The sequence below is a fragment of the Pantoea eucrina genome (genome assembly GCF_020079945.1).
Taxonomy (GTDB): Bacteria; Pseudomonadota; Gammaproteobacteria; order Enterobacterales; family Enterobacteriaceae; genus Pantoea; species Pantoea eucrina.
The window spans coordinates 3,250,638-3,273,370 of the sequence record NZ_CP083448.1 but is presented as its reverse complement, the minus strand read 5'-3'; the positions used below and the strand labels follow the sequence as shown (position 1 = coordinate 3,273,370).

General features: G+C 55.8%; 24 protein-coding genes. 11 read left to right on the top strand and 13 right to left on the bottom strand.

The features are described 5' to 3' along the window. The 4 genes from LAC65_RS15570 to envC form a co-directional block, all read right to left on the bottom strand. Window positions 1-912: a hypothetical protein gene (locus LAC65_RS15570; RefSeq protein ID WP_039381230.1), complete on the bottom strand. Its 912-nt coding sequence runs from the start codon at window positions 910-912 to the stop codon at window positions 1-3. Continuing rightward, window positions 905-2,134 carry a glycosyltransferase gene (locus LAC65_RS15565; protein ID WP_203025744.1) on the bottom strand — a complete coding sequence of 410 codons (1,230 nt, stop codon included), beginning with the start codon at window positions 2,132-2,134 and terminating at the stop codon, window positions 905-907. The genes LAC65_RS15570 and LAC65_RS15565 overlap by 8 nt, the downstream gene beginning before the upstream one ends. 102 nt (window positions 2,135-2,236) lie before the next feature. Next, entirely contained in the window at window positions 2,237-3,136 is a 900-nt protein-coding gene (locus tag LAC65_RS15560; RefSeq protein ID WP_039385667.1) for a divergent polysaccharide deacetylase family protein, read from the bottom strand. Window positions 3,137-3,139: 3 nt separating this feature from the next. Further along, window positions 3,140-4,441, bottom strand: a complete 1,302-nt coding sequence (gene envC / locus LAC65_RS15555; RefSeq protein ID WP_039381228.1) for a murein hydrolase activator EnvC — start codon at window positions 4,439-4,441, stop codon at window positions 3,140-3,142. 249 nt (window positions 4,442-4,690) lie between these two features. Between envC and LAC65_RS15550 the strand changes: the two genes are divergently transcribed. The 5 genes from LAC65_RS15550 (at window position 4,691) to cysE (ending at window position 7,800) form a co-directional block, all read left to right on the top strand. Then, window positions 4,691-5,122 carry a rhodanese-like domain-containing protein gene (locus LAC65_RS15550; RefSeq protein ID WP_039381227.1) on the top strand — a complete coding sequence of 144 codons (432 nt, stop codon included), beginning with the start codon at window positions 4,691-4,693 and terminating at the stop codon, window positions 5,120-5,122. Between the two features lie 18 nt (window positions 5,123-5,140). Then, window positions 5,141-5,395: a glutaredoxin 3 gene (gene grxC, locus LAC65_RS15545; protein WP_039381226.1), complete on the top strand. Its 255-nt coding sequence runs from the start codon at window positions 5,141-5,143 to the stop codon at window positions 5,393-5,395. A gap of 40 nt (window positions 5,396-5,435) precedes the next feature. Then, window positions 5,436-5,900 carry a protein-export chaperone SecB gene (gene secB / locus LAC65_RS15540; RefSeq protein ID WP_039381225.1) on the top strand — a complete coding sequence of 155 codons (465 nt, stop codon included), beginning with the start codon at window positions 5,436-5,438 and terminating at the stop codon, window positions 5,898-5,900. Continuing rightward, window positions 5,900-6,919 (top strand): NAD(P)H-dependent glycerol-3-phosphate dehydrogenase, encoded by a 1,020-nt coding sequence (gpsA, locus tag LAC65_RS15535; RefSeq protein ID WP_039381224.1) that lies wholly within the window; start codon window positions 5,900-5,902, stop codon window positions 6,917-6,919. The genes secB and gpsA overlap by 1 nt, the downstream gene beginning before the upstream one ends. Window positions 6,920-6,984: 65 nt before the next feature. Continuing rightward, window positions 6,985-7,800 carry a serine O-acetyltransferase gene (cysE, locus tag LAC65_RS15530; RefSeq protein ID WP_039381223.1) on the top strand — a complete coding sequence of 272 codons (816 nt, stop codon included), beginning with the start codon at window positions 6,985-6,987 and terminating at the stop codon, window positions 7,798-7,800. Here cysE and trmL read toward each other — a convergent pair. The 3 genes from trmL to cpxR are packed head-to-tail and all read right to left on the bottom strand — an operon-like array spanning window position 7,797 to window position 10,380. Next, window positions 7,797-8,270 carry a tRNA (uridine(34)/cytosine(34)/5-carboxymethylaminomethyluridine(34)-2'-O)-methyltransferase TrmL gene (gene trmL / locus LAC65_RS15525; protein WP_039381222.1) on the bottom strand — a complete coding sequence of 158 codons (474 nt, stop codon included), beginning with the start codon at window positions 8,268-8,270 and terminating at the stop codon, window positions 7,797-7,799. The two genes, cysE and trmL, sit on opposite strands and share 4 nt — an antisense overlap. 35 nt (window positions 8,271-8,305) lie before the next feature. Next, window positions 8,306-9,682 carry an envelope stress sensor histidine kinase CpxA gene (gene cpxA / locus LAC65_RS15520; protein ID WP_039381221.1) on the bottom strand — a complete coding sequence of 459 codons (1,377 nt, stop codon included), beginning with the start codon at window positions 9,680-9,682 and terminating at the stop codon, window positions 8,306-8,308. Then, window positions 9,679-10,380: an envelope stress response regulator transcription factor CpxR gene (gene cpxR / locus LAC65_RS15515; protein ID WP_039381220.1), complete on the bottom strand. Its 702-nt coding sequence runs from the start codon at window positions 10,378-10,380 to the stop codon at window positions 9,679-9,681. Before cpxR ends, cpxA begins: the two co-directional genes overlap by 4 nt. Before the next feature lie 150 nt (window positions 10,381-10,530). Here cpxR and cpxP point away from each other — a divergent pair, with 150 nt between their 5' ends. The 5 genes from cpxP (at window position 10,531) to LAC65_RS15490 (ending at window position 15,323) form a co-directional block, all read left to right on the top strand. After that, window positions 10,531-11,043, top strand: coding sequence for a cell-envelope stress modulator CpxP (gene cpxP / locus LAC65_RS15510; RefSeq protein ID WP_039381219.1), 513 nt, complete (start codon window positions 10,531-10,533; stop codon window positions 11,041-11,043). Between the two features lie 188 nt (window positions 11,044-11,231). Then, window positions 11,232-12,134: a CDF family cation-efflux transporter FieF gene (fieF, locus tag LAC65_RS15505; RefSeq protein WP_039381218.1), complete on the top strand. Its 903-nt coding sequence runs from the start codon at window positions 11,232-11,234 to the stop codon at window positions 12,132-12,134. 207 nt (window positions 12,135-12,341) lie between these two features. Further along, a complete protein-coding gene (gene pfkA, locus LAC65_RS15500) occupies window positions 12,342-13,304 on the top strand; it encodes a 6-phosphofructokinase (RefSeq protein ID WP_039381217.1) in 963 nt (320 codons plus the stop codon). Window positions 13,305-13,444: 140 nt separating this feature from the next. Beyond that, the gene (locus tag LAC65_RS15495; protein ID WP_039381216.1) at window positions 13,445-14,434 is read left to right on the top strand and encodes a sulfate ABC transporter substrate-binding protein; all 990 of its coding nucleotides are present in this window, start codon (window positions 13,445-13,447) and stop codon (window positions 14,432-14,434) included. Between the two features lie 133 nt (window positions 14,435-14,567). Next, window positions 14,568-15,323, top strand: coding sequence for a CDP-diacylglycerol diphosphatase (locus LAC65_RS15490; RefSeq protein WP_052246461.1), 756 nt, complete (start codon window positions 14,568-14,570; stop codon window positions 15,321-15,323). Between the two features lie 52 nt (window positions 15,324-15,375). On the opposite strand, the gene tpiA is transcribed toward LAC65_RS15490, so the two are convergent. The 3 genes from tpiA to fpr form a co-directional block, all read right to left on the bottom strand. Then, entirely contained in the window at window positions 15,376-16,143 is a 768-nt protein-coding gene (gene tpiA, locus LAC65_RS15485; protein ID WP_039381215.1) for a triose-phosphate isomerase, read from the bottom strand. Window positions 16,144-16,264: 121 nt separating this feature from the next. Next, entirely contained in the window at window positions 16,265-16,852 is a 588-nt protein-coding gene (locus LAC65_RS15480; protein WP_039381214.1) for a YiiQ family protein, read from the bottom strand. A gap of 103 nt (window positions 16,853-16,955) precedes the next feature. Next, entirely contained in the window at window positions 16,956-17,702 is a 747-nt protein-coding gene (gene fpr, locus LAC65_RS15475) for a ferredoxin--NADP(+) reductase (RefSeq protein ID WP_039381212.1), read from the bottom strand. A 285-nt stretch (window positions 17,703-17,987) separates the two neighbouring features. Between fpr and emrD the strand changes: the two genes are divergently transcribed. Beyond that, a complete protein-coding gene (emrD, locus tag LAC65_RS15470) occupies window positions 17,988-19,184 on the top strand; it encodes a multidrug efflux MFS transporter EmrD (protein ID WP_039381210.1) in 1,197 nt (398 codons plus the stop codon). Here the strand turns inward: emrD and glpX are convergent. From glpX to LAC65_RS15455, 3 genes are all read right to left on the bottom strand, one after another. Continuing rightward, window positions 19,174-20,184, bottom strand: coding sequence for a class II fructose-bisphosphatase (gene glpX, locus LAC65_RS15465; protein ID WP_039381207.1), 1,011 nt, complete (start codon window positions 20,182-20,184; stop codon window positions 19,174-19,176). The genes emrD and glpX overlap by 11 nt on opposite strands. Window positions 20,185-20,281: 97 nt before the next feature. Continuing rightward, a complete protein-coding gene (glpK, locus tag LAC65_RS15460) occupies window positions 20,282-21,793 on the bottom strand; it encodes a glycerol kinase GlpK (protein ID WP_039381204.1) in 1,512 nt (503 codons plus the stop codon). 29 nt (window positions 21,794-21,822) lie between these two features. After that, the gene (locus LAC65_RS15455) at window positions 21,823-22,671 is read right to left on the bottom strand and encodes an MIP/aquaporin family protein (RefSeq protein ID WP_039381201.1); all 849 of its coding nucleotides are present in this window, start codon (window positions 22,669-22,671) and stop codon (window positions 21,823-21,825) included. Between the last annotated feature and the right edge of the window lie 62 nt (window positions 22,672-22,733).

Genomic DNA, 22,733 nt, shown 5'->3' with positions numbered 1-22,733 from the left:
TCAGCCGCGTTTTTTCTCTTCATCCGTCAGGTAGCGTACTTTGCGCGTATAGTCCTGACCTTTAAACTGCAGCGGCTGCGCCGGGTCCTGCAGATACTTCTGCCATTCGCTTAACGGAAAACCGCCGTGTGCGCCAATGACCTCAGGCGGAATGACCGCTGCCGTTCCGCCGATGCGCTTGGAGACCGGCCAGTTTGCCCACTCGCCCAGGTTAACCGTAACCAGATCGAGCATATCCAGCAGCGCAGAGAGCGGCAGCTGATCGGTGGGGGGCTGATTATCATTCATCAGCTCCCAGGTATCCTGAAACAGCGTCAGCCACAGCGGGCAGATACGCTTCCAGGTCTGACGCGTGGCGGCCAGATAAGCGCCGTTGACATGGTCAACCAGCCAGGGCCGGATGGCGGGTTTATAGTAAGCCGGGATCTGCTCCTCAGCCGCGTTTTCAAGTTTGGCAATCATTCTGCCTTCTCTGAAGCTGGAGTAAAGATGGCCTTCACGCAGGCTGAGGGCAGGATCTTTAAGCAGGTTGAGGTCAGAGTCGATCATCAGAACCGCGTCACCGCTGGCCTGCAAAGGCGCCTGCAGTTTGATCAGCCGGCTGCGGTAAATCTGTTTATAACGGTAGCTCTCTTCACGGTGCGGAATGGTCAGCGTGGCAACGCGGGTCTTTGCCGGCAGCTCACCAAATTGTGTCGCGGGCTGGTCGCTGACGATAACAATCTCCGTGACGCTGGTGGCAAAACGGCTGGCAAAGCAGGCGCTGAGCAGCGCTTCTTCAATATAGTCCTCACCCGCACACGGGATCACCACGGAGGTGACAGGAGTCTTGCCCTGCACGCGACTCTGACTGTAGGGAATATTATGCCGCGCGCGAATATGGCGGAAACGTTTATTAAAAAAATTAAGCATGACTCTTTTCCTGAATAACATTAGCCAGAACCGTTTCTACGCCCTGAATATAGTTTTCAATAGCGTAATGTTCGCGTACCTTTCCGGCAGCCGTGTCGGTTAATTTCTGACGTAATTCTCTGTTCTCCCACAGAGCGATCAGCTGCTGTGTCAGCTCTGCAATATCACCATATTCAAACAGCAGACCGGTCTGGTTGTGTTCAATCAGCTCAGCTGTCCCGGTTACCCGCGATCCGATAACGGCAGTATTGACCAGCATCGCTTCAAGCACCACGCGGGGTAAGCCTTCACTTTGCGAGGCCAGTATGAACGTGTCGAACGCGGCCAGAAAATCCAGCGCATTATTTTTAAAACCGGTGAAAACGATGCGGTCAGCAATCTGCTCTTTTTCTGCCAGCTGTGCAAGGTTAGCCTGTTCCGGACCGGTACCGACAATCAGCATTTTCCAGTCAGCGTGAGGGTAAAGGCGGTGAAACCGGCCCAGTGCGCTCAGCGTATGGTGATTGGCTTTACGCGCTATCAGTGACCCAATAGAGCCAAACACAAAGGTTTCCGGGGCAATCTGCAGCGCCTGACGAACCGCGGTACGATCGGGCAACGGCTGGTAGATATCGATGGCATTGCTGACGGTATGACAAAGTTGAGGATGGACACCATGGCGCTGCAGCGTATGACTGACACCGTGCGAAACGCAGATAATCGCTTCGCAGTCCCGGTTCAGCATCGCGACCAGCTGGCAATTCAGTACCGGGTCAATACGGCAGTGCTGAACCACCGGAATATTAAGCGGGCGGGCTGCCAGATAGCCTTCAGTGTTGGTACTGGGCTGATTATTCATATAAAGCAGGTCAAACTGCCCGGATTGCAGAAGCGCGCCAATCTTGTGCGCGTTCGGGATAATACGCCATCGGCGATCCACAAAATGAATCGCTTTTTTTCTGCTCTCTTTGCTGAAAAAAAGCAGCGTGCGGACTATTTCTTTGCTGATTTTTGCCCAGAGAGGTTGTCTGCGCTGCGGAATAAACGTCACCGGAATCGTTAACGATCCAAGAATTTGCTCAATGGTTTCGTTATTGCCGCGCGAATAATTATGATAAAAGCAGCAGGTAATATCGAACTGGTTACGATCGATCCGCTTCAGTAATTCCAGCATGCTATTCGTGCCGCCGCCCCACTCGCGACCATTATCAAGCAGTAGAATTTTTCGTTTATGCGGCGTCATTCCTGCTGATGTCCTTGTTCTGTGCCGTGAGTTTTCCGGCAAGAGTATAAACTTTCTGGCTGCAATGTGAATGTCAGCGGTGCGGTGGCCCACACCGCTGCTTTAAAACAGCGCTTTCAGTTTGAGCATGAAAGGGTTCTGCATCAGGCCTTCGCCGATAATTTCCACTGCCCGCTGCTGCGGCACTGGCGCGGCACTGACTTTACAGATGGCAGGCGCGCGGAAGCGCACGCTGGCGGGTTTAGCCGGAGAGGCTGCAGCAGGTTTTGCGCTGTGACGCAGCGGCTCATCCAGCAGCTGTCCTGGCGTAACCAGCGTAATATCAGCCGGAAGGGAAGGCAGCATCTGCTGCAGCACGCGCACTGTTGTCGGGTGCGGATGGCCGATAGCGATAGCAAACCCGTCCCGCTGTGCCAGCTTAACCGCCCGGGTAAACTGCTGTCGTACCATCGCTTCATTTTGATTATCATCAAGAAACACGCGGCGTTTCACGACTTTGACCTGCGTGCCCTGCGCCGCTGCAACGGCCTGACTATTGCCGATGGTCAGGCTGTCGAGAAAATAGTAGTTGTAGTGATTCAGCACCTGCATCACTTTCTGCATGCCGGGCAGGCTGGAGGTCATTTTACTGCCCATATGATTGTTCAGGCCAACCGCGTAGGGAACTTTACCGCTGGCTTCACGGATAATGCGGGCGATTTCGTCGCTGCTCATCTCCGGCGTCAGGGTATCTTTTTCCAGCGGCTGTTTGCTGAGCGGCGCCATCGGCAGGTGAATCAATACTTCATGACCGCGCTGATGGGCTTTGGTTGCCATCTCACGCGCATGCGGGGCGTTGGGCAGTACGGCAACAGAGATGGCTGCCGGCATCGCCAGCACTTTGTTCTCTTCGGTGGGACGGTAGCCAAAATCATCAATGACAATCGCTAATTTTGCCGCCTGCACGCTGAAACTCAGAAGCGAGCCGCATAGCAGAGCGGGTAACGTTCGGGATAAAAACAGCACTTATCTTCCTAACCACGGTAGTGGGTTAACAGCTTTGCCCTGACGGCGGATCTCAAAATAGAGCGACGGCGTACCGCGGCCGCCACTGGTGCCTACCAGCGCCACCGGCTGACCAGCTTTGACCTGTGCACCGACGCTTACCAGTGCGCTCTGGTTATAGCCGTACAGGCTCATATCGCCTTTACCGTGCTCCAGTACCACAACCAGCCCGTAGCCCTGCAGCCAGTCGGCCATCAGTACCCGTCCATCCGCAATCGCTTTCACTTCGGTGCCTTCCGGTGCGTCGATTACCAGTCCTTTCCAGCGTAGCTCACCCTGCATCGCCTCACCGAAGCGGTGTTCAATTCTGCCGCGTACCGGCCAGAAAGCCTGGCCGCCTGCGCGCCCCAGTCCGCCGGTACGCGCCATCAGCTCACGCTCGCTCTGCGTGGGGGCATAGCTGGAGCCTTTCGCTTTGGCCTGCGCCTGACGCTGGCGCACCTTCTCGGCTTCACGCGCCTCGCGCTCGGCCCGCTGACGCGCTTCGCGCTCTGCTTTGGCAATTTTATCCTGCAGACGGCTTTCGTTCTGACGCATTTCAACCAGGTCTGCCTGATCTTTTTCCAGCGCGTTCTCCAGCGCGGAGAGGGTCTTTTTGCGGGCGGCGCTGGCGTTTTCCAGTTTGCTTTGCTGCGCCTGCTGCTGAACGAGCAGATTTTTTTGCTGCTGCTGTTTGCTCTGCATGGTCAGACGCTGCTCAGCCAGCTGCTGCCGGGTCTGCCGCAGCTCATCGATATTTTTTTGCCGCGCGGCGTTGAGGTAACCAAAATAGGCCAGGATGCGTTCACTGCGCTGCGCTTCTGCGCCGCCCAGCAGCAGCTGTACACCATTATGCTGCCCCTGGCGAAAAGCGGCGTCGAGCTGCTGCGCCAGCAGGCTTTCCTGCTGCGTCTGCTGCTTTTCAAGGCGGGAGATAGAGGCGGTAAGCTGAGCAACCTCTTTGTCGAGCGTGCTTAAGCTATTGCGCGTTTCGCGTAGCTGACGGCTCGCCTGGGCAATAATCTTCTCCTGACTCCGGAGCTGATCGAGCAGTTTACTGCGCTCAACTTTCTGAGCTTTAACGCTCTTCTCTTTTTCCGCGATACTTTGCTGAATGGTTTTTAGCTGCGCTTTATTGTCGTCAGCGCTGTAACCCGTAACAGGCAGCAAAAAAATACCCGCACACAGCAGGCTGAGGGAGAGGGGGGACCAGCGGAATACCAGCTGAGAAGCCGGGCCGTTGTAATGAGTCCTTGTAGGTGTAATGCGCGCTTTTCCCTTCATAGTTGATAATTATTCCACGATGAACAGCCGCTTACCAGTTATCCCGGCCAGCTTTTAGATTACGAAACGTGTCGCTTTAAAGCTTAGCGCGATAAACATTGTCTGAATTTTGCGATTAAAACATTTTTTTTGGAAAATGACGCACAAATCGTATCTCTGCCCGCATCGCGACTGTACATGCGAAGTGGCGCAGGTATACTCAGAACCCTTGTTTTAGCTTATAAGCCCGGTCTGGAGTCGTTACCTCTCATGCAAGAAATCATGCAGTTTGCAAGCAATCACCCCATCCTTAGTCTGGCATGGGTCGTTTTACTTATTCTGGTGATTGTGACCACCGTTAAAGGGATGTTCTCTAAGGTAAAAACCATCAGCCGTGGCGAAGCGACCCATCTGATTAATAAAGAGAACGCGGTGGTAGTAGACGTGCGTTCACGCGACGATTATCGCAAGGGACATATTTCCGGCGCGGTTAACGTAGCAGCAGCAGATATTAAAAAAGGCAGCTTCGGCGAGCTGGAAAAGCACAAGTCGCAGCCCATAATTGTGGTATGTGCCACCGGTCAGAGCGCGGGCGATTCAGCAGCAACGCTGAGCGCAGCAGGCTTTGAACATGTCGCTGTCCTGAAAGATGGCGTCAGCGGCTGGAGTGGCGAAAACCTGCCGCTGGTTCGCGGTAAATAATCATCTGAGGTATTCCGCATGGCTAATGTTGAGATTTACACCAAAGTAACCTGCCCATACTGCCATCGTGCAAAGGCGTTACTGGATCAGAAAGGCGTTTCTTATCAGGAGATCCCTATCGATGGGGACGCAATGAAACGTGAAGAGATGATCCGGCGCAGTGGCCGCACCACGGTGCCGCAGGTTTTTATCGACGCTCAGCACATCGGTGGTTGTGACGATCTCTACGCGCTGGACGGGCGTCAGGGACTCGATCCTCTGCTTCAGGCTTAACTCTTCTGCACTGATAATTATCACTTAAGGACTTAGTAACATGTCAGAACAAAGCACCAACGAAATGCAGTTCCAGATCCAGCGCGTTTATACCAAAGATGTCTCTTTTGAAGCGCCAAACGCACCACAGGTTTTTCAGAAAGAGTGGGAGCCGGAAGTCAAACTGGATCTGGATACCGCCTCTTCTCAGCTGGCTGATGAAGTGTATGAAGTGGTGCTGCGCGTGACGGTAACCGCAACCGTAGGCGAAGAGACCGCATTCCTGTGCGAAGTACAGCAGGCGGGTATCTTTACCATCAGCGGTATTGATGGCACGCAGATGGCGCACTGCCTTGGCGCATACTGCCCGAACATTCTGTTCCCTTACGCACGTGAGTGCGTGACCAGCTTGGTTTCACGCGGTACGTTCCCGCAGCTCAATCTGGCTCCGGTTAACTTCGATGCGCTGTTCATGAACTACCTGCAGCAGCAAGGTGAAGGCGAAGCGCCACGTCAGGATGCCTGATGACAACAGATAACGCGTCTATCAGCGTACTCGGTGCCGGCTCGTACGGCACCGCTCTCGCTATCACGCTGGCTCGCAACGGGCATCCGGTTCTGCTCTGGGGCCACAATCCGCAAAGCGTCGCCCGCCTGCAGGCTGACCGCTGTAACACCGCTTTCCTGCCCGATGTTCCTTTTCCCGATAATCTGATCCCTGAAGCCGATCTCGCCCAGGTGGTTCGCGCGAGCCGCGATCTGCTGGTAGTAGTACCGAGCCATGTTTTTGGCGACGTGCTGCAGCAGATTAAACCTTACCTGCGTATCGATTCCCGTGTTGTCTGGGCTACCAAAGGCCTGGAAAAAGAGACCGGCCGTCTGCTGCAGGACGTTGCGCGGGAGATCCTGGGCGACGCTATTCCGCTGGCGGTAATTTCCGGGCCTACTTTTGCCAAAGAGCTGGCCGCCGGTTTACCTACCGCTATCGCACTTGCGGCGACCGATGCGGAGTTTGCTGACGATCTGCAGCAGAAGCTGCACTGCGGCAAAAGCTTCCGCGTTTATAACAACGCCGATTTTACCGGTGTTCAGCTGGGCGGGGCCGTTAAAAACGTTATTGCTATCGGTGCCGGCATCTCAGACGGTATCGGCTTCGGCGCTAACGCACGTACCGCACTGATCACCCGTGGCCTGGCAGAGATGAGCCGTCTGGGCGCGGCGCTGGGTGCCGATCCGGTAACGTTTATGGGCATGGCAGGACTGGGCGATCTGGTGCTGACCTGCACCGATAACCAGTCACGCAATCGCCGTTTTGGCATGATGCTGGGTCAGGGCGAGAGCGTTGAAGAGGCGCAACGCATTATCGGACAAGTTGTAGAAGGCTACAGAAATACCAAAGAAGTCAAAGCCCTGGCAGCGAGAATGGGCGTTGAAATGCCGATAACCGAGCAGATTTATCAGGTACTGTATTGCGAAAAAACGGCGCGAGAGGCAGCATTAAGCTTACTGGGTCGTGCAAGGAAGGACGAAAACAGCCCGGGCTAGAGCAGGATGCTCAGCACACCAACCTGTAGCGCCTCTGCGGCGCTTTTTTATGGGAGTAAACAGCAATGTCGTCTGAAGAGTTAGAACTGGTCTGGAACCATATCAAAGCAGAAGCCAGAGCGCTGGCAGATTGCGAACCGATGCTGGCCAGCTTTTATCACGCGACTTTGCTGAAACATGAAAATCTCGGCAGCGCGCTCAGCTACATGCTGGCGAACAAGCTGGCGAATCCGATTATGCCTGCTATCGCTGTGCGTGAAATTGTTGAAGAAGCGTATCGTCAGGATCCGGAGATGATTGTCTCAGCGGCCTATGATATTCAGGCCGTACGCCAGCGCGATCCGGCAGTAGACAAATACTCTACGCCGCTGCTCTACCTGAAAGGCTTCCATGCGCTGCAGGCCTATCGTATTGGCCACTGGTTGTGGAAAGAGGGTCGCCGCGCGCTGGCTGTCTATCTGCAAAATGAGATCTCCGTTTCCTTCGCCGTTGATATTCACCCGGCGGCCCGTATCGGGCGCGGGATCATGCTGGATCACGCTACGGGTATTGTGATCGGCGAAACGGCCGTAGTAGAAAATGATGTCTCTATCCTGCAATCCGTTACGCTGGGCGGGACCGGCAAAACCAGCGGCGATCGCCATCCTAAAATTCGCGAAGGCGTTATGATTGGTGCCGGCGCTAAAATCCTCGGCAACATAGACGTAGGTCGCGGAGCAAAAATCGGTGCCGGCTCGGTGGTACTGCAGCCTGTTCCCCCGCATACCACCGCCGCTGGCGTTCCGGCGCGCATTGTGGGCAAACCCGCCAGCGATAAACCCTCAATGGATATGGATCAGCATTTTACCGGCGCCGGTTTTGAATATGGTGACGGGATTTAATCTCTGATCAGCGCGCCGGCGAAATCGAGCTGGCGCCACGCTTCATACACCACCACTGATACGGCATTGGAGAGATTCATGCTGCGGCTTTCGGCGCGCATCGGGATGCGTATCTTCTGTCCGGCAGGCAGGGCGTCAAGGATTTCCGCGGGCAGGCCCCGGCTTTCCGGGCCAAACAGCAGGTAGTCCCCGGCCTGATAGCTGACGGCGCTGTGTGCTGGCGTACCTTTCGTGGTCAGGGCAAACAGACGCTGCGGCGCCTCAGACGCGAGGAAAGCGCTGTAGCTGGCGTGTTTTTTCAGCGCGGTATATTCATGATAATCAAGTCCGGCGCGGCGCAGCCGTTTGTCATCCCACGCAAAGCCAAGCGGCTCAATCAGATGCAGCTGAAAGCCGGTGTTAGCGCACAGGCGGATGATATTACCGGTGTTGGGTGGTATTTCAGGTTCGAATAAAACAATGTTCAGCATAAGGCCCCCGCAATCAGGGGCCGAAGCATAACAAATTACTGGCGGGCAGAGTATAGCGGGAGCCAGAGCGTCAGGCGCAGCCCGCCCAGCGGGCTGTTATCTGCTTTGACCCAGCCGCGGTGCTGCTGTACGGCCGTCTCCACAATCGCCAGCCCAAGCCCGGTGCCGCCAGACTCGCGATCGCGCGCTTCATCAGTGCGATAAAACGGGCGGAAAATCTGCTCGCGATCTTCTTCGCTTACGCCCGGACCGTCATCATCCACGTGAACGGTAATGCCCTGAATATCCACCGAGAAGCTCACGCTGATGTGTGAATCAGAATAGCGCAGCGCATTGCGCACGATGTTCTCCAGAGCGCTCTCCAGCGCATGCGGGTTGCCATACAGCGGCCACGGGCCAGGCGGATAGGGCACTTCCATGGTTTTACCCATCTGTTCCGCTTCAAAGCGCGCATCCTCCAGCACGCCGTTCCATAGCTGGTTTGCTTTCATCGCCTCGCTGACCAGGGCGTTTTTATGCTGGGTACGTGACAGCACCAGCAGATCGTTGATCATGCCATCCAGCCGCTGCGCTTCGGTCTCAATGCGCTGCAGCTCTTTCCCTTCGCCATGACGACGACGCAGCAGAGCCGTAGCCAGCTGGAGGCGCGTCAGCGGAGTGCGCAGCTCATGGCTGATGTCGGACAACAGGCGCTGCTGGGCAGTCATCATGCGCTCAAGCGCGCTGACCATCTGATTAAAACTGGATCCGGCCGCCAGAAACTCCTGCGGACCTGACTCCAGTTCAGGATGCTGACGCAGATTGCCGCTGGCCACTTCATCCGCCGCGTATTTCAGCTTGCGCGCTGGTCGAGCCAGGCTCCATGCCAGCCAGAGCAGCAGCGGAGAGCTAATCAGCATCGTGACAATCAGCAGCAGCAGCGGCCGGTCGAATAACAGGTTGATAAAATCGAGCTGAGAACTGGTGGCTGGTCGGATCAGATAGAGCTGATAGTTATCTTCACCGTCGCGTACGGCAAAGGGACCAACCATCTCAACGCGGCCATATTTTTTCTTCTGCGGGTGATCGGCGTTATCTGACTGACCGATAAAGTTGCGGATCACCTGCATTTCATTGTGCTGTGCGCCGATGACCCGGCCTTCACTGGTGACCAGCAGCAGGCGCTGACCCGGGGGCGCCCATTTGTCGATAGCGCGAAACAGCCGGCGCCACCACATCAGGTCATTAGGCGGATCCTGAGAGAGTTCCGCTTCCACATGCTGTTCAATCATGGTGCCCTGCCGCTGTTCGCTTTCCATCAGAGCGGTCATCTGACGCGAATCGAGCTTGGGCACCATCAGGACCAGCATCAACACCAGCGCCAGCGTAAGCCAGAAGATGGCGAAGATGCGGGTCGTCAGACTGCCTATCATGATGCAGAAACCATCAGATAGCCGCGTCCGCGCAGCGTTTTGAACCATGGATGGCCATCACGACGCTCAGGGAGTTTGCGGCGCAGGTTGGAGATATGCATATCGATGGCACGGTCAAAGGGCGTCAGGCGTTTGCCAAGCACTTCCTGACTGAGATGCTCGCGCGATACCACCTGGCCAAGATGCTGCGCCAGCAGGTAAAGCAGCGTGAACTCGGTGCCGGTGAGATCGAGTGTTTCGTTATCGAAGCTCGCCTCCTGGCGCCCCGGATTCAGACGCAGGCAGTCGACTTCAAGCGTCGGCGAACTGGTATCGTGCTGCTGTTGCTGCTGCTCGCTCCAGTTTGAACGACGCAGGATCGCACGAATACGCGCCACCAGTTCACGGTCGTTGAACGGTTTAGGCAGGTAGTCATCCGCCCCCAGCTCCAGCCCCAGAACGCGATCCAGTTCGCTGCCGCGCGCGGTCAGCATAATGACCGGCGTCTGATGCTGCTGACGCAGCTCTTTCAACGTATCGATACCGTTTTTCTTCGGCATCATGACATCCAGCAGCAGCAGGTCAACAGAGCTGTCCAGCAGAGTAAGTGCCTGCTCTCCATCGCTGGCTACAATGACTTCAAACCCTTCCATTTCGAGTAATTCTTTAAGCAGCGAAGTTAATTCGCGGTCGTCATCTACCAACAGGATTTTATTCATTTTTTATTGCCCTCCGCAGGCAAAATACCGTGTTCCCACACTGGCAATCCAACGCTTTACGTAGTTTTACACCCCCTGACGGTTGTTTGCAGCTGCCGCCGTAAACTGGGTCTCGTTGAATCGCAAAACAGAGCAAACCGGGAGTAAACGATGCGCAACTTAACCGTCATCGTCATTGCTTCAGCGATGGTTCTTAGTCACGCCAGCGCAGTTGCAGCAGAGACGACAGCGATTGAAGAGATGCATCAAAACGGCGGCTTGACGACAGGCAGTATGACGCAAAATCCGCAAAGTCACATGTTCGATGGTATTGAGCTTACCGAACAGCAGCGGCAGCAAATGCGGGACCTGATGCAGCAAGCACGTCATGAGCGCCCGGTGTTAAGCGTTCAGGATATTGAAACTATGCATGACCTTGTCACTGCAGACAAATTTAATGAATCGGCGATCCGCCAGCTGGCTGAAAAACAGGCCCGCGCGCAGGTTGACCTGCAGGTTGAGATGGCCCGGGTTCGTAATCAGATGTATCACCTGCTGACGCCTGTGCAGCAGGCAGCGTTAAAAAAGAATCATGAACGCCGGCTGAATGATGTTCGTCGGTTCTCAGGATTGCAGTCGTCGTCATCGCTGCAAGCAGTGAGTAGCACCAGTAGTAACCAGTAACATAGTATCCCTGTTTTTCCTTGCCATAGACACCATCCCTGTCTTCCCCCGCCATGATAGCGGGGTTTTTTTTGCCCGCCGTATGCCGTTGCCGGTGAATAGCGCATCGCAGACGCAGCTCTGCCGGACTGATGATAAACTTGTTTTCAGTTAAGACGGGCACGCGCATCTGTTTAATAGGGCGAAACATGGATTCTGAGTACGCAACACTGGTCCGGCGCGCTGCGCTGGCCGCTACCTCACTGGCGCTGGCGCTGCTGCTGGTCAAGATTTTTGCCTGGTGGTACACCGGCTCGGTCAGCGTGCTGGCGGCACTGGTGGATTCGCTGGTCGACATCGCCGCCTCGCTGACCAATCTGCTGGTGGTGCGTTATGCGTTGCAGCCCGCCGACGATGATCACACTTTCGGCCATGGCAAAGCAGAATCGCTGGCGGCGCTGGCGCAGAGCATGTTTATCTCCGGCTCCGCGCTCTTTCTGTTTCTGACCGGCATTCAGCACCTGGCAAAACCGGAAACGCTGCGCGCGCCGCTGGTCGGCGTTGTCGTAACCATTGTTGCCCTCTTTTCCACGCTGGCGCTGGTGGCTTTCCAGCGCTGGGTTGTACGGCGCACCCGCAGTCAGGCGATTCGCGCCGATATGCTGCACTATCAGTCAGATATCGTTATGAATGGCGCGATTCTGGTGGCGCTGGGTCTGAGCAGCTACGGTTTTGCGCGTGCTGATGCGCTGTTTGCGCTGGGGATCGGCGTCTATATCCTCTATAACGCGCTGCGTATGGGATATGAAGCCGTGCAGGCGCTGCTGGATCGCGCGCTGCCGGAGCAGGAGAAGCAGCAGATTATTGCACTGGTGACACAGTGGCCTGGCGTATGCGGCGCGCATGCATTGCGTACCAGGCAGTCAGGGCCGACGCGGTTTATTCAGCTGCATCTGGAAATGGAAGATGCGCTGCCGCTGGTTCAGGCGCATCACGTTGCTGATGAGATTGAACAGGCGCTGCGCCGGAAATTTCCAGGTTCTGACATCATTATTCACCAGGATCCCTGCTCGGTCGTACCGGAACATCAGCAGGGCTTTTTCCGCTTTTAGCTTTTCTAATTCAGGCGCTTATATGTTAAAAATGACAAAACGCTAACAACTCTTTAAAAAATTAGCGAAAACTTGTCTGACCTGAATCAATTCAGCATTGAGCCTTTGATATACTATCTGCAACTATTAAGCCCCACGTTCGGGAGCAGGCATGACCCGGTCGATCGGCGGGAATAATCCTTAGTTTTGAACAATCCAGAGGTTGTCATGATCAAAAAAATCGGAGTACTGACCAGTGGCGGCGACGCCCCGGGCATGAACGCAGCCATTCGCGGAGTTGTCCGTTCCGCCCTGAGTGAAGGCCTGGAAGTCTTTGGTATCTATGACGGCTATCTGGGTCTGTATGAAGATCGCATGATTAATCTCGACCGCTACAGCGTTTCTGACATGATTAACCGCGGCGGCACTTTTCTCGGCTCGGCGCGCTTTCCTGAGTTCCGCAATGAAGAGGTACGCCAGGCAGCGATCGAAAACATGAAGAAGCGGGGTATCGATGCGCTGGTGGTGATTGGCGGTGACGGCTCCTACATGGGCGCCAAACGGCTGACTGAGATGGGTTTCCCCTGTATCGGTCTGCCAGGCACCATCGATAACGATGTGGCCGGGACTGACTACACCATCGGTTATTTCACCGCGCTGGAAACGGTGGTGGAAGCGATTGACCGCCTGCGCGATACCTCCTCATCGCATCAGCGTATCTCAATTGTGGAAGTGATGGGCCGCTACTGTGGCGATCTGACGCTGGCCGCGGCGATTGCCGGCGGCTGCGAATTTATTGTGCTGCCGGAAATCCCGTATACCCGTGAAGAGCTGGTTGAAGAGATTAAGGCGGGCATTGCAAAAGGGAAAAAGCACGCCATCGTGGCGATTACCGAGCACATCTGCGATATCGACGATCTGGCGCGCTTCATCGAAGAAGAGACAAAGCGTGAAACCCGCGCCACCGTGCTCGGACATATCCAGCGCGGCGGCGCGCCCTGTGCTTACGACCGCATTCTGGCGTCGCGTATGGGCGCTTACTCGATTGAGCTGCTGCTGCAGGGCTATGGCGGCCGCTGTGTCGGGATCCAGAATGAGAAGATGGTGCACCACGATATCATCGACGCGATTGAGAACATGAAGCGTCCGTTCAAGCGCGACTGGCTCGATACGGCGAAAAAGCTCTACTGATCTGCATGCAGGCGCGATCCCGTTCGCGCCTTTTCCTCTTTTTTATATTCCTGCAAGTTATAACTGCTTATTTTTAATTCTTTAATCCACTGTTCGCTTTGTGTCACTCTTGCGGCATAACCTACGCGGGAGAGCAGGAAATGAATAAGTGGAGTATCGGCATCACCTTGTTACTGGCATCGTCTGGTGCGCTGGCAAAGGATTATCAGCTGTTAAACGTCTCATACGATCCGACCCGCGAACTGTACGAACAATATAACAAGGCCTTCAGCGCCCATTACAAGCAGGAAACCGGTGATAACGTGGTGATCCGTCAGTCGCACGGCGGTTCCGGCAAGCAGGCGACCTCCGTCATCAACGGTATTCGTGCCGATGTGGTTACGCTGGCGCTGCAGTCTGATGTGGATGCGATTGCTGAGCGCGGACGTATCGACAAAAACTGGATCAAACGCCTGCCGGATAACTCTGCGCCCTATACCTCCACCATTGTGTTTCTGGTACGCAAAGGCAATCCCAAAAATATTCATGACTGGTCAGATCTGACTAAGCCTGGCGTATCCGTGATCACGCCAAATCCGAAAACTTCCGGCGGTGCCCGCTGGAACTATCTGGCGGCATGGGGCTGGGCGCTTGATCAGAATCAGGGCGACCAGGCTAAAGCGCTCGCTTATGTGAAAGCGCTGTTTAAAAATGTTGAGGTGCAGGATTCCGGTGCGCGCGGCGCAACCAATACGTTTGTAGAGCGCGGAATAGGCGACGTACTGATCGCCTGGGAAAACGAAGCGTATCTGGCGGTAGAAAAACTGGGTAAAGATAAGTTTGAAATCGTGACGCCAGGCGAGTCTATTCTTGCAGAGCCAACGGTTTCTGTAGTGGATAAAGTGGTCGACGCGCAGGGTACACGCAGCGTGGCGGAAGCTTACCTGAAATATCTCTACTCGCCGGAAGGCCAGACTATCGCGGCGCAGAACTTCTATCGTCCGCGTGATGCAGAGGTCGCGAAGAAGTTCGCCAGTACCTTTGCACCAGTAAAACTCTTCACCGTAGATGAGAAATTTGGCGGCTGGAGTAAAGCGCAGAAAGATCACTTCGCCGACGGTGGCAGCTACGATCAGGTTATGAAGCCCTGATTACCCACTATGAGCGATAAAAAAGGTCAGCTTTTAGCTGACCTTTTTTTGTATAAAAATCGATATATGATAGTCATCACGCTGTGTAACTGATTAAAATAAGACCATTTCATCAGTGGCTAAGGGATTGATTATGAAAGAAAGGAATCGGTTTTTATCAGGCCTGGTGTGGAGTCTGGTTATCATTATTGTCATGCTGAGCATAGCCATTTTTTATTACTACCGGAATGGCGAGGCGCTGTGGCGGATTGTAAGCGAACAGTGTGTGCCCGCTATGGCGCAACACAGCAAACCAGCCCCTTGCAAAGAAGTTAATCTCCGGCAGGGTCATGTTATCTACAAAGATATTAAAGGCCCGCATCATTATCTGTTGATGCCCATCGAAAAAATATCTGGTATGGAAAGTCCGGTGTTGCTGGACCCGTACACGCCCAACTTTCTCGCGGCTGCCTGGCAGCATCGCGATCTGCTGGTTCAGGGCAGTCAGCCAGTCAGCGATAGCGCATTTTCTCTGGCGATCAATGCGCAGTATGGACGCTCTCAAAATCAGCTGCATATCCATCTCTCCTGTCTGCGTCCGGAGGTGCGTCAGCAGCTCGATAGTCAGGCATCTCACCTGCATGACGCGTGGCAGCCTGTGACAATAAACCGGCATCGCTATCTGGTTCGCGCAATCTCTGAAGCACACTTGTTCAATCAAAGTGCGTTTATCCGTCTGGCGAAAGAAGTGGCAGGGGCGCGCGAAAAAATGGGGCACTATGGGATGGCATTGACAGCATTACCGGATGGCCGATTAGCGTTGCTGGCGCTGGAGCGTAACTGGCTGATGCTGAATGGTGGATCGGCAGGCGAACTCCAGGATTATCAGTGTCAGCTGCTCAATAAGTAAATGTACAAAAAAGGCGGCCGTAAGGCCGCCCTGAAACAGGTTATAAAAAAGCTTATGCTTTTTTCGCTGCTGCCGCCGCTTTTACGATTACGGCAAAGGCGTCTGCTTTCAGCGATGCGCCGCCTACCAGCGCCCCGTCGATATCGGGCTGGGTAAAGAGTTCAGCCGCATTTTTATCGTTTACTGAGCCGCCATACTGAATAATGACCTGCTGTGCGACAGCGGCATCTTTCTTCGCAATATGATCGCGAATAAATTTGTGCACCGCCTGCGCCTGCGCTGGCGTGGCCGACTTGCCGGTGCCGATAGCCCAGACGGGTTCATAGGCGATGACTGCACCTTCAAACGCTGCTGCGCCCTGAGTTTCCAGCACGGCATCCAGCTGACGCGCGCACACTTCTTCGGTTTTGCCTGCTTCATTTTCCGCTTCGGTTTCGCCGATGCAGAGTACCGGCACCAGACCTGCCTCTTTCAGCACCGCAAACTTCTTCGCGATAAATTCGTCGCTCTCTTTGTGATAAGTGCGACGCTCAGAGTGACCGATGATGATGTACTTTGCGCCGATATCTTTCAGCATCTCTGCGGAGGTTTCACCGGTGAATGCACCTGAAAGGTTAACATCGACATTCTGCGCGCCCAGCGCAATGTGGCTACCGGAAATCGCATGTTTTGCCTGATCCAGATAAATTGCCGGTGGAGCAATCGCTACACCACAGCCGTCCACGCCTGACAGCGCGGTACGCAGACCTTCAATCAGCTCGCCGGTCATCTGCTTGCTGCCATTCAGTTTCCAGTTACCCATAACCAGTGGATGTCGCATTCGTTCCTCCGCATTACGCGATTCATGAAATAGCGCTGCCGTCATGGCAGCGATGTCTGCCAGACAGTATAGAGATCAAAAGGGGCGCTGGCTTTGCTTTTCGTCACTTCTGCCTGCGATATCAGGGAGTAGCCAGCGTGAGCTTAATCGGCTCTACGGCAAACGTCAGGCCCTTGTCGCCATTGTCAGCCACCACAAAGCGCAGTGCGCCCTCCGTGCGGCTGAAATAGCGAACGCCTTTGCCGGCGCTCAGTAACGCGTCCAGCTTCTGGCGTCCCTCTTCGGGCGAGAGTCCCGGCACGAAATAGCGCAGCAGAGCGCTCATATAATTCATCGCCTGCAGCTGAGCCTGCTTCATCTCCGGACCCGGCACCGGCAGCCATGTGATCTGCAGCGTTTTAATCTTTCCGGTGCCCTGTTCCAGCGCGGTGGAAGAGTAAAGCGTTTCGCTGATTTTGCTGGCTGCGCGCGTCAGATGGCTCTTGTCATCACGATTGTCTATTGCACGATATTCCAGCAGCGGCAGTGCAGGATTAGCCGCGTTATAGCTTTCACGAAACTGCGCGATCGTCATATCAAACGCAGGCGCGCCCGTCAGCAGATAAGGCGCCACCGGCAGATGCGCACTGCGATCGGGTGGCGGCTCGTCTGCCCGGGCGGGAGATGACAGCGCGCAGCTAAGCAGCAGCGCGGCTGACAGTTTCTTCATTGCATCGGCCCTGAATCATTCACTTATGGCAGATTAAAACGGGTTTTACCGCCGAAAGTCAAAATCCGCGCGGTGAAAAGCGTGGCGGGATGTTACGGCATCCTTACCAGTAGTGTTCGCTGGTCATGTGGCCCGGCTTGCGTTTGAAATGTTTGCGCATATCGCGGCTCTCTTTCAGCAGCTGCTGGGTATCGCGCACCATCTGTGGATTACCACACAGCATAACGTGGCTGCTCTCTGCGTCGAGCGACAGACCCACGGCACGCTCCAGCTCACCGCTCTCAATCAGCTGCGGTACCCGGCCCTGCAGCGAACCCGGGCTGTTTTCACGGCTGACCACGGTCTGAATCTGCAGCTTGCCCGCATACCGCTGCTGCAGCGTCTGCATCAGCGGCAGAAAGCTAAGGTCGCTGGCATAGCGCGCAGCGTGAATCAGGACAATATGGTCAAAGCGATCCAGACCTTCGCCCTGCTGTAAAATTGACAGGTAGGGGCCGATGGCGGTGCCGGTCGCCAGCATCCACAGGGTGCGGCAGTCAGGGATTTCATCCAGGGTGAAAAAGCCGGCTGCCTCTTTGGTCAGCATGACGTGATCACCCGGCTGCAGCGCCTGCAGGCGCGGACTGAGTTTACCCTCCGGTACGGTGACCAGATAAAACTCCAGCAGCGGATCGTCGGGGGCGTTAACGTAGGAGTAAGCGCGCTGCACGCGCTCACCCTCTATTTCCAGCGCCAGTTTGGCAAACTGCCCGGCGATAAACCGATCGATAGGGGCAGTAACGCGCAGGCTGAACAGCGCGTCGGTCCAGTTTTTCACCTCTTTAACTTCTGCATTAATCCACTCGGCCATAGGTGCTCCTGTTGAATTCTCCCGGTTATCGCTATCTTTACCAGCCCGCTCTGCGCTTGTCAGCCCGGCGGCGGCGAAAGCGCTCTTTGCGACAAATCCGCCGCACAGATCACTACCTGTAGCAACCTGTTTACAGTCTGGTACAGGAGGTTGACGGCTGGCAACCTGGCTTCCTGCAGCTCAGCTCTCGATTTGCCACGTAATCCTGATATTTTTGCCGCCATTACTGCCGGCGAACCCTAAGTGCTGCCGGCGCGTTCTTTTTTCAGGCTGATATCGTGTTCCATGCAGATCGATAAAACTCAAAACCGTTTTCTGTTATTCATGCTGATTGTGCTGGTGGCCGTGGGTCAGATGGCACAAACCATTTATGTGCCCGCTATGGCAGTAATGGCAGAAGCGCTCAACGTGCGCAGCGGCGCAATGCAGCAGGTCATGGCGGCCTATCTGATCACCTATGGCGGATCGCAGCTGATCTACGGCCCGCTCTCGGACAGCGTCGGACGTCGCCCGGTGATCCTTACCGGCATGACGATCTTTGCCTGTGGTGCGCTGATCGCGCTGTTCGCCTCATCGCTGCAGATGCTGGTGCTGGGCAGCGCTATCCAGGGGCTCGGCACCGGCGTTGCCGGCGTTATGGCGCGCACGATGCCGCGCGATCTGTATGCCGGAACCGCGCTGCGGCGGGCCAACAGCCTGCTGAATATGGGCATTCTGGTGAGTCCGCTGCTGGCACCGGTAATAGGTGCGCTGCTGACCCGGCTGATTGGCTGGCACGCCTGCTTCGCCTTTCTGCTGCTGCTGTGCCTGGGCGTTACGGCATCTATGGCGCGCTGGCTGCCGGAAACCCGGCCGGGCGATGCACCGGCTACGCCTTTTCTGCGCCGCTACGCCACGCTGCTGAGCGACGGCAATTTTATCCGTTATCTGCTGCTGCTGGTGGGCGCGCTGGCGGGCATCGCCGTCTTTGAAGCGAGCTGCGGTGTGCTGATGGGCGGCGTACTGGGACTGGATGGCCTGACCGTCAGCATTCTGTTTATTCTGCCTATTCCGGCCGCCTTTTTTGGTGCCTGGTTTGCCGGCCGGGAAGAGACCTCCTGGCATACGCTGATGTGGTATGGGGTAAACAGCTGCCTGCTGGCTGGCCTGCTGATGTGGATCCCGTCATGGTTTGGCGTAATGAATATCTGGACGCTGCTGGTGCCGGCGGCGCTGTTTTTCTTCGGTGCCGGCATGCTGTTCCCGCTGGCAACATCGGGTGCCATGGAGCCTTACGCCTGGCTGGCGGGCAGCGCCGGAGCGCTGATTGGCGGCCTGCAGAACCTGGGCTCAGGAGTGGTCGCGTGGCTCTCTGCCCTGCTACCGCAGCACGATCAGTCCAGCCTTGGCCTGCTGATGTTTGTCACGTCGCTGGTGATGCTGCTGTGCTGGTGGCCGCTCTCACGTCATCCCGAGAGCGGCAAGCAGACGGTTACAGGATAAACGGGTGCAGCGCCGTATCCTTGCGATCCAGATAGTGGATCGACTGGATGCGGCGAATGGTACGCGACTTGCCGCGTACCAGCAGCGTCTCGCTGGTGGCGATATTGCCGTTACAGGTAATGCCCTTCAGCAGATCGCCGCTGGTGATGCCGGTGGCCGCAAAAATCACGTTGTCGTTGCGCGCCATCTCATTCAGCGTTAACACGCTGCCCACCGCAATCCCCATTTCCGCGCAGCGCAGCAGCTCCTGTTCGCCCAGCCGGCGATTCTCTTCGCTCTCTCCTTTAACCTGATGCCGCGCCAGCAGGCGTGCCTGCATGTCACCATCCATGGCGCGGATCACGGCTGCCGAGACGACACCTTCAGGCGCGCCGCCGATGCCATACAGCACATCGACTTCACTGTCAGGCATACAGGTGAGGATCGACGCGGCCACATCGCCATCGGGAAAAGCAAACACGCGCACGCCGAGCGCCTGCAGCTGGGCAATAACTGCGTCATGGCGTGGCTTCGCCAGAATGGATACCGTCAGCTGCGCGAGCGGCTTACCGAGCGCAATGGCGATATTTTTAAGATTGGTTTCCAGCGGCAGACTGAGGTCGATAGCGCCGCGCGCTCCCGGTCCGACGATCAGCTTCTCCATGTACATATCTGGTGCGTGCAGAAAGCTGCCTTTATCGCCGACTGCCAGCACCGCCAGCGCGTTAGCCTGGCCCAGAGCGGTCATGCGCGTGCCTTCAATCGGATCGACCGCAATGTCCACGGCATCACCCTGACCGGTGCCGACCTGCTCGCCGATATAGAGCATCGGCGCCTCATCAATTTCGCCTTCACCGATAACGATGCGGCCATCAATGTTGATGGTGTTGAGCATAATGCGCATGGCGTTAACGGCGGCGGCGTCGGCCGCATTTTTATCGCCACGTCCTAACCAGCGATAGCCAGCCAGCGCTGCCGCTTCAGTGACACGGGAAAATTCAATTGCGAGTTCGCGTTTCATGGTTTGCACCTGACAGAAAAACAGGCGGGCAGTGTAGCACAGCGGTAAAAGCGGGAGAGGGAGAAACCCGCGGCACGGACCGCGGGCAGGGGGTTACTTACGCTTCGTCTTCCCAGGCTTTGGCACGGGCAACCGCTTTCTGCCAGCCCGCGTAGCGCAGGTTGCGCTCAGTGGTTTCGATGCCAGGGCGGAATTCGCGTTCCACGACGGCTTTAGCACGCACCTCGTCCAGATCGTTCCAGAAGCCGACGGCCAGGCCTGCCAGATAGGCTGCGCCCAGCGCCGTGACCTCACGCACTTCCGGACGTTCAACGCGGGTGCCGAGAATGTCAGACTGGAACTGCATCAGGAAGTTGTTCGCGACAGCGCCGCCGTCAACGCGCAGCGACTGCAGGCGGGTGCCGGCGTCGTTCTGCATCGCTTCCAGTACATCGCGCGTCTGATAGGCGATCGACTCCAGCGTCGCGCGGATAATGTGGTTGGCATTGGCACCGCGCGTCAGGCCGAAGATAGCACCACGGGCATAGGGGTCCCAGTAAGGCGCGCCCAGGCCGGTAAATGCCGGCACCATATAGACGCCGTTCGTATCTTTAACTTTCAGCGCAAAATATTCTGAATCGGTGGAGTCGTTGATCAGCTTCATTTCGTCGCGCAGCCACTGAATCGAGGCGCCGCCGATAAATACGGCACCTTCCAGCGCATAGTTCACTTCGCCACGCGGGCCGCAGGCGATAGTGGTCAGCAGGCCGTGGGTAGAGGTTACCGCTTCAGTACCGGTATTCATCAGCATAAAGCAGCCGGTACCGTAGGTATTTTTCGCCATGCCAGGCTGTACGCAGAGCTGGCCATACAGGGCCGCCTGCTGGTCACCTGCAATCCCGGCGATCGGAATACGCGTGCCGCCTTTACCGCCAATGTTGGTCTGACCATAAATTTCAGAAGAGCCTTTAACTTCCGGCAGCATTTCGCGCGGAATGTCGAGGATCTCCAGCATGCGTGCATCCCACTCCAGCTTGTGGATGTTATACATCATGGTACGCGAGGCGTTGGTATGGTCAGTGATATGCACACGGCCCTGCGTCATCTTCCAGACCAGCCAGGTATCCACGGTACCAAACAGCAGCTCGCCGCGTTTCGCACGCTCGCGTGCGCCTTCGACGTGATCGAGGATCCATTTCACTTTGGTGCCGGAAAAGTAAGGGTTAATCACCAGACCCGTGGTGTGCTGGATATACTCTTCCAGTCCCTCTTTCTTCAGCTTATTACAGTAGTCAGCGGTGCGCGGATCCTGCCAGACAATGGCATTGTAGATAGGTTTGCCGGTCTCTTTATCCCAGACGATGGCGGTTTCACGCTGGTTAGTGATACCGATAGCGGCGATCTGATCGGAGTTAATGTCAGCGTGTGCCAGCACTTCCACCAGCGTTGAGCTCTGTGAAGCCCAGATATCCATCGGGTCATGCTCAACCCAGCCCGCTTTCGGGTAGATCTGCGTAAACTCACGCTGTGAAACAGCAACGATGTTGGCGTCATGGTCGAGTACGACGGCACGGGAGCTGGTAGTACCCTGATCGAGCGCGACGATATATTTTTTATCTGGCGTAGTCATAATAATGTCCTGATGATTAAGAGTGAAACTTACGCTTTACGCTGTTCAGCGCGCGCTACAGGTTTTTCTGTTTTGCTGGTTTCTGCGATGTTTACCGGCAGGTGGCGACCAATCAGCGCACGATAGCTAAAGGCACCCAGACATGCACCCACCAGCGGACCAAATACAGGCACCAGGAAGTAAGGAATATCTTTGCCGCCGGTGAAGGCTACGTCACCCCAGCCAGCGATAAAGGCAAACAGTTTCGGTCCAAAGTCACGTGCCGGGTTGAGCGCAAAGCCGGTCAGGGGACCCATTGAACCACCGATAATAGCAACCAGCAGACCAATCAGCAGCGGCGCCAGCGGGCCACGCGGTACGCCATTGCCATCGTCAGTCAGCGCCATGATAACCGCCATCAGTACGGCTGTGATCACCATCTCTACCAGAAACGCCTGACCGACCGTGATGTGCGGATTAGGATAAGTAGAGAAGATACCCGCCAGGTCGAGGCTCTGCACGCTGCCACGCACCATTTGATGGCTCGCTTCATAATCGAAAAACAGATTGTAATAAAGGCCGTATACCAGTGCAGCGGCACAGAAGGCGCCGGCAACCTGCGCCAGAATGTAAGGTAAAACTTTACGCCCTTCAAAATTAGCAAACAGGCAGAGCGCCACGGTGACCGCCGGATTGAGATGCGCGCCGGAGACGCCCGCACTCAGATAGACCGCCATCGAAACAGCCAGACCCCAGATGATGCAGATTTCCCACTGACCGAATGCCGCACCGGCCAGCTTCAGCGCAGCCACACAGCCCGCGCCAAAAAAGATAATCAAACCGGTGCCGAGAAACTCGGCGATACATTGACCTTTGAGTGTGTTCGTTGTCTGACTCATAATGGAATTCCTGAAGCGAGGTTAAATGTTATCAGTTTTTGTTCTCAATCCCTGAGTCGCCC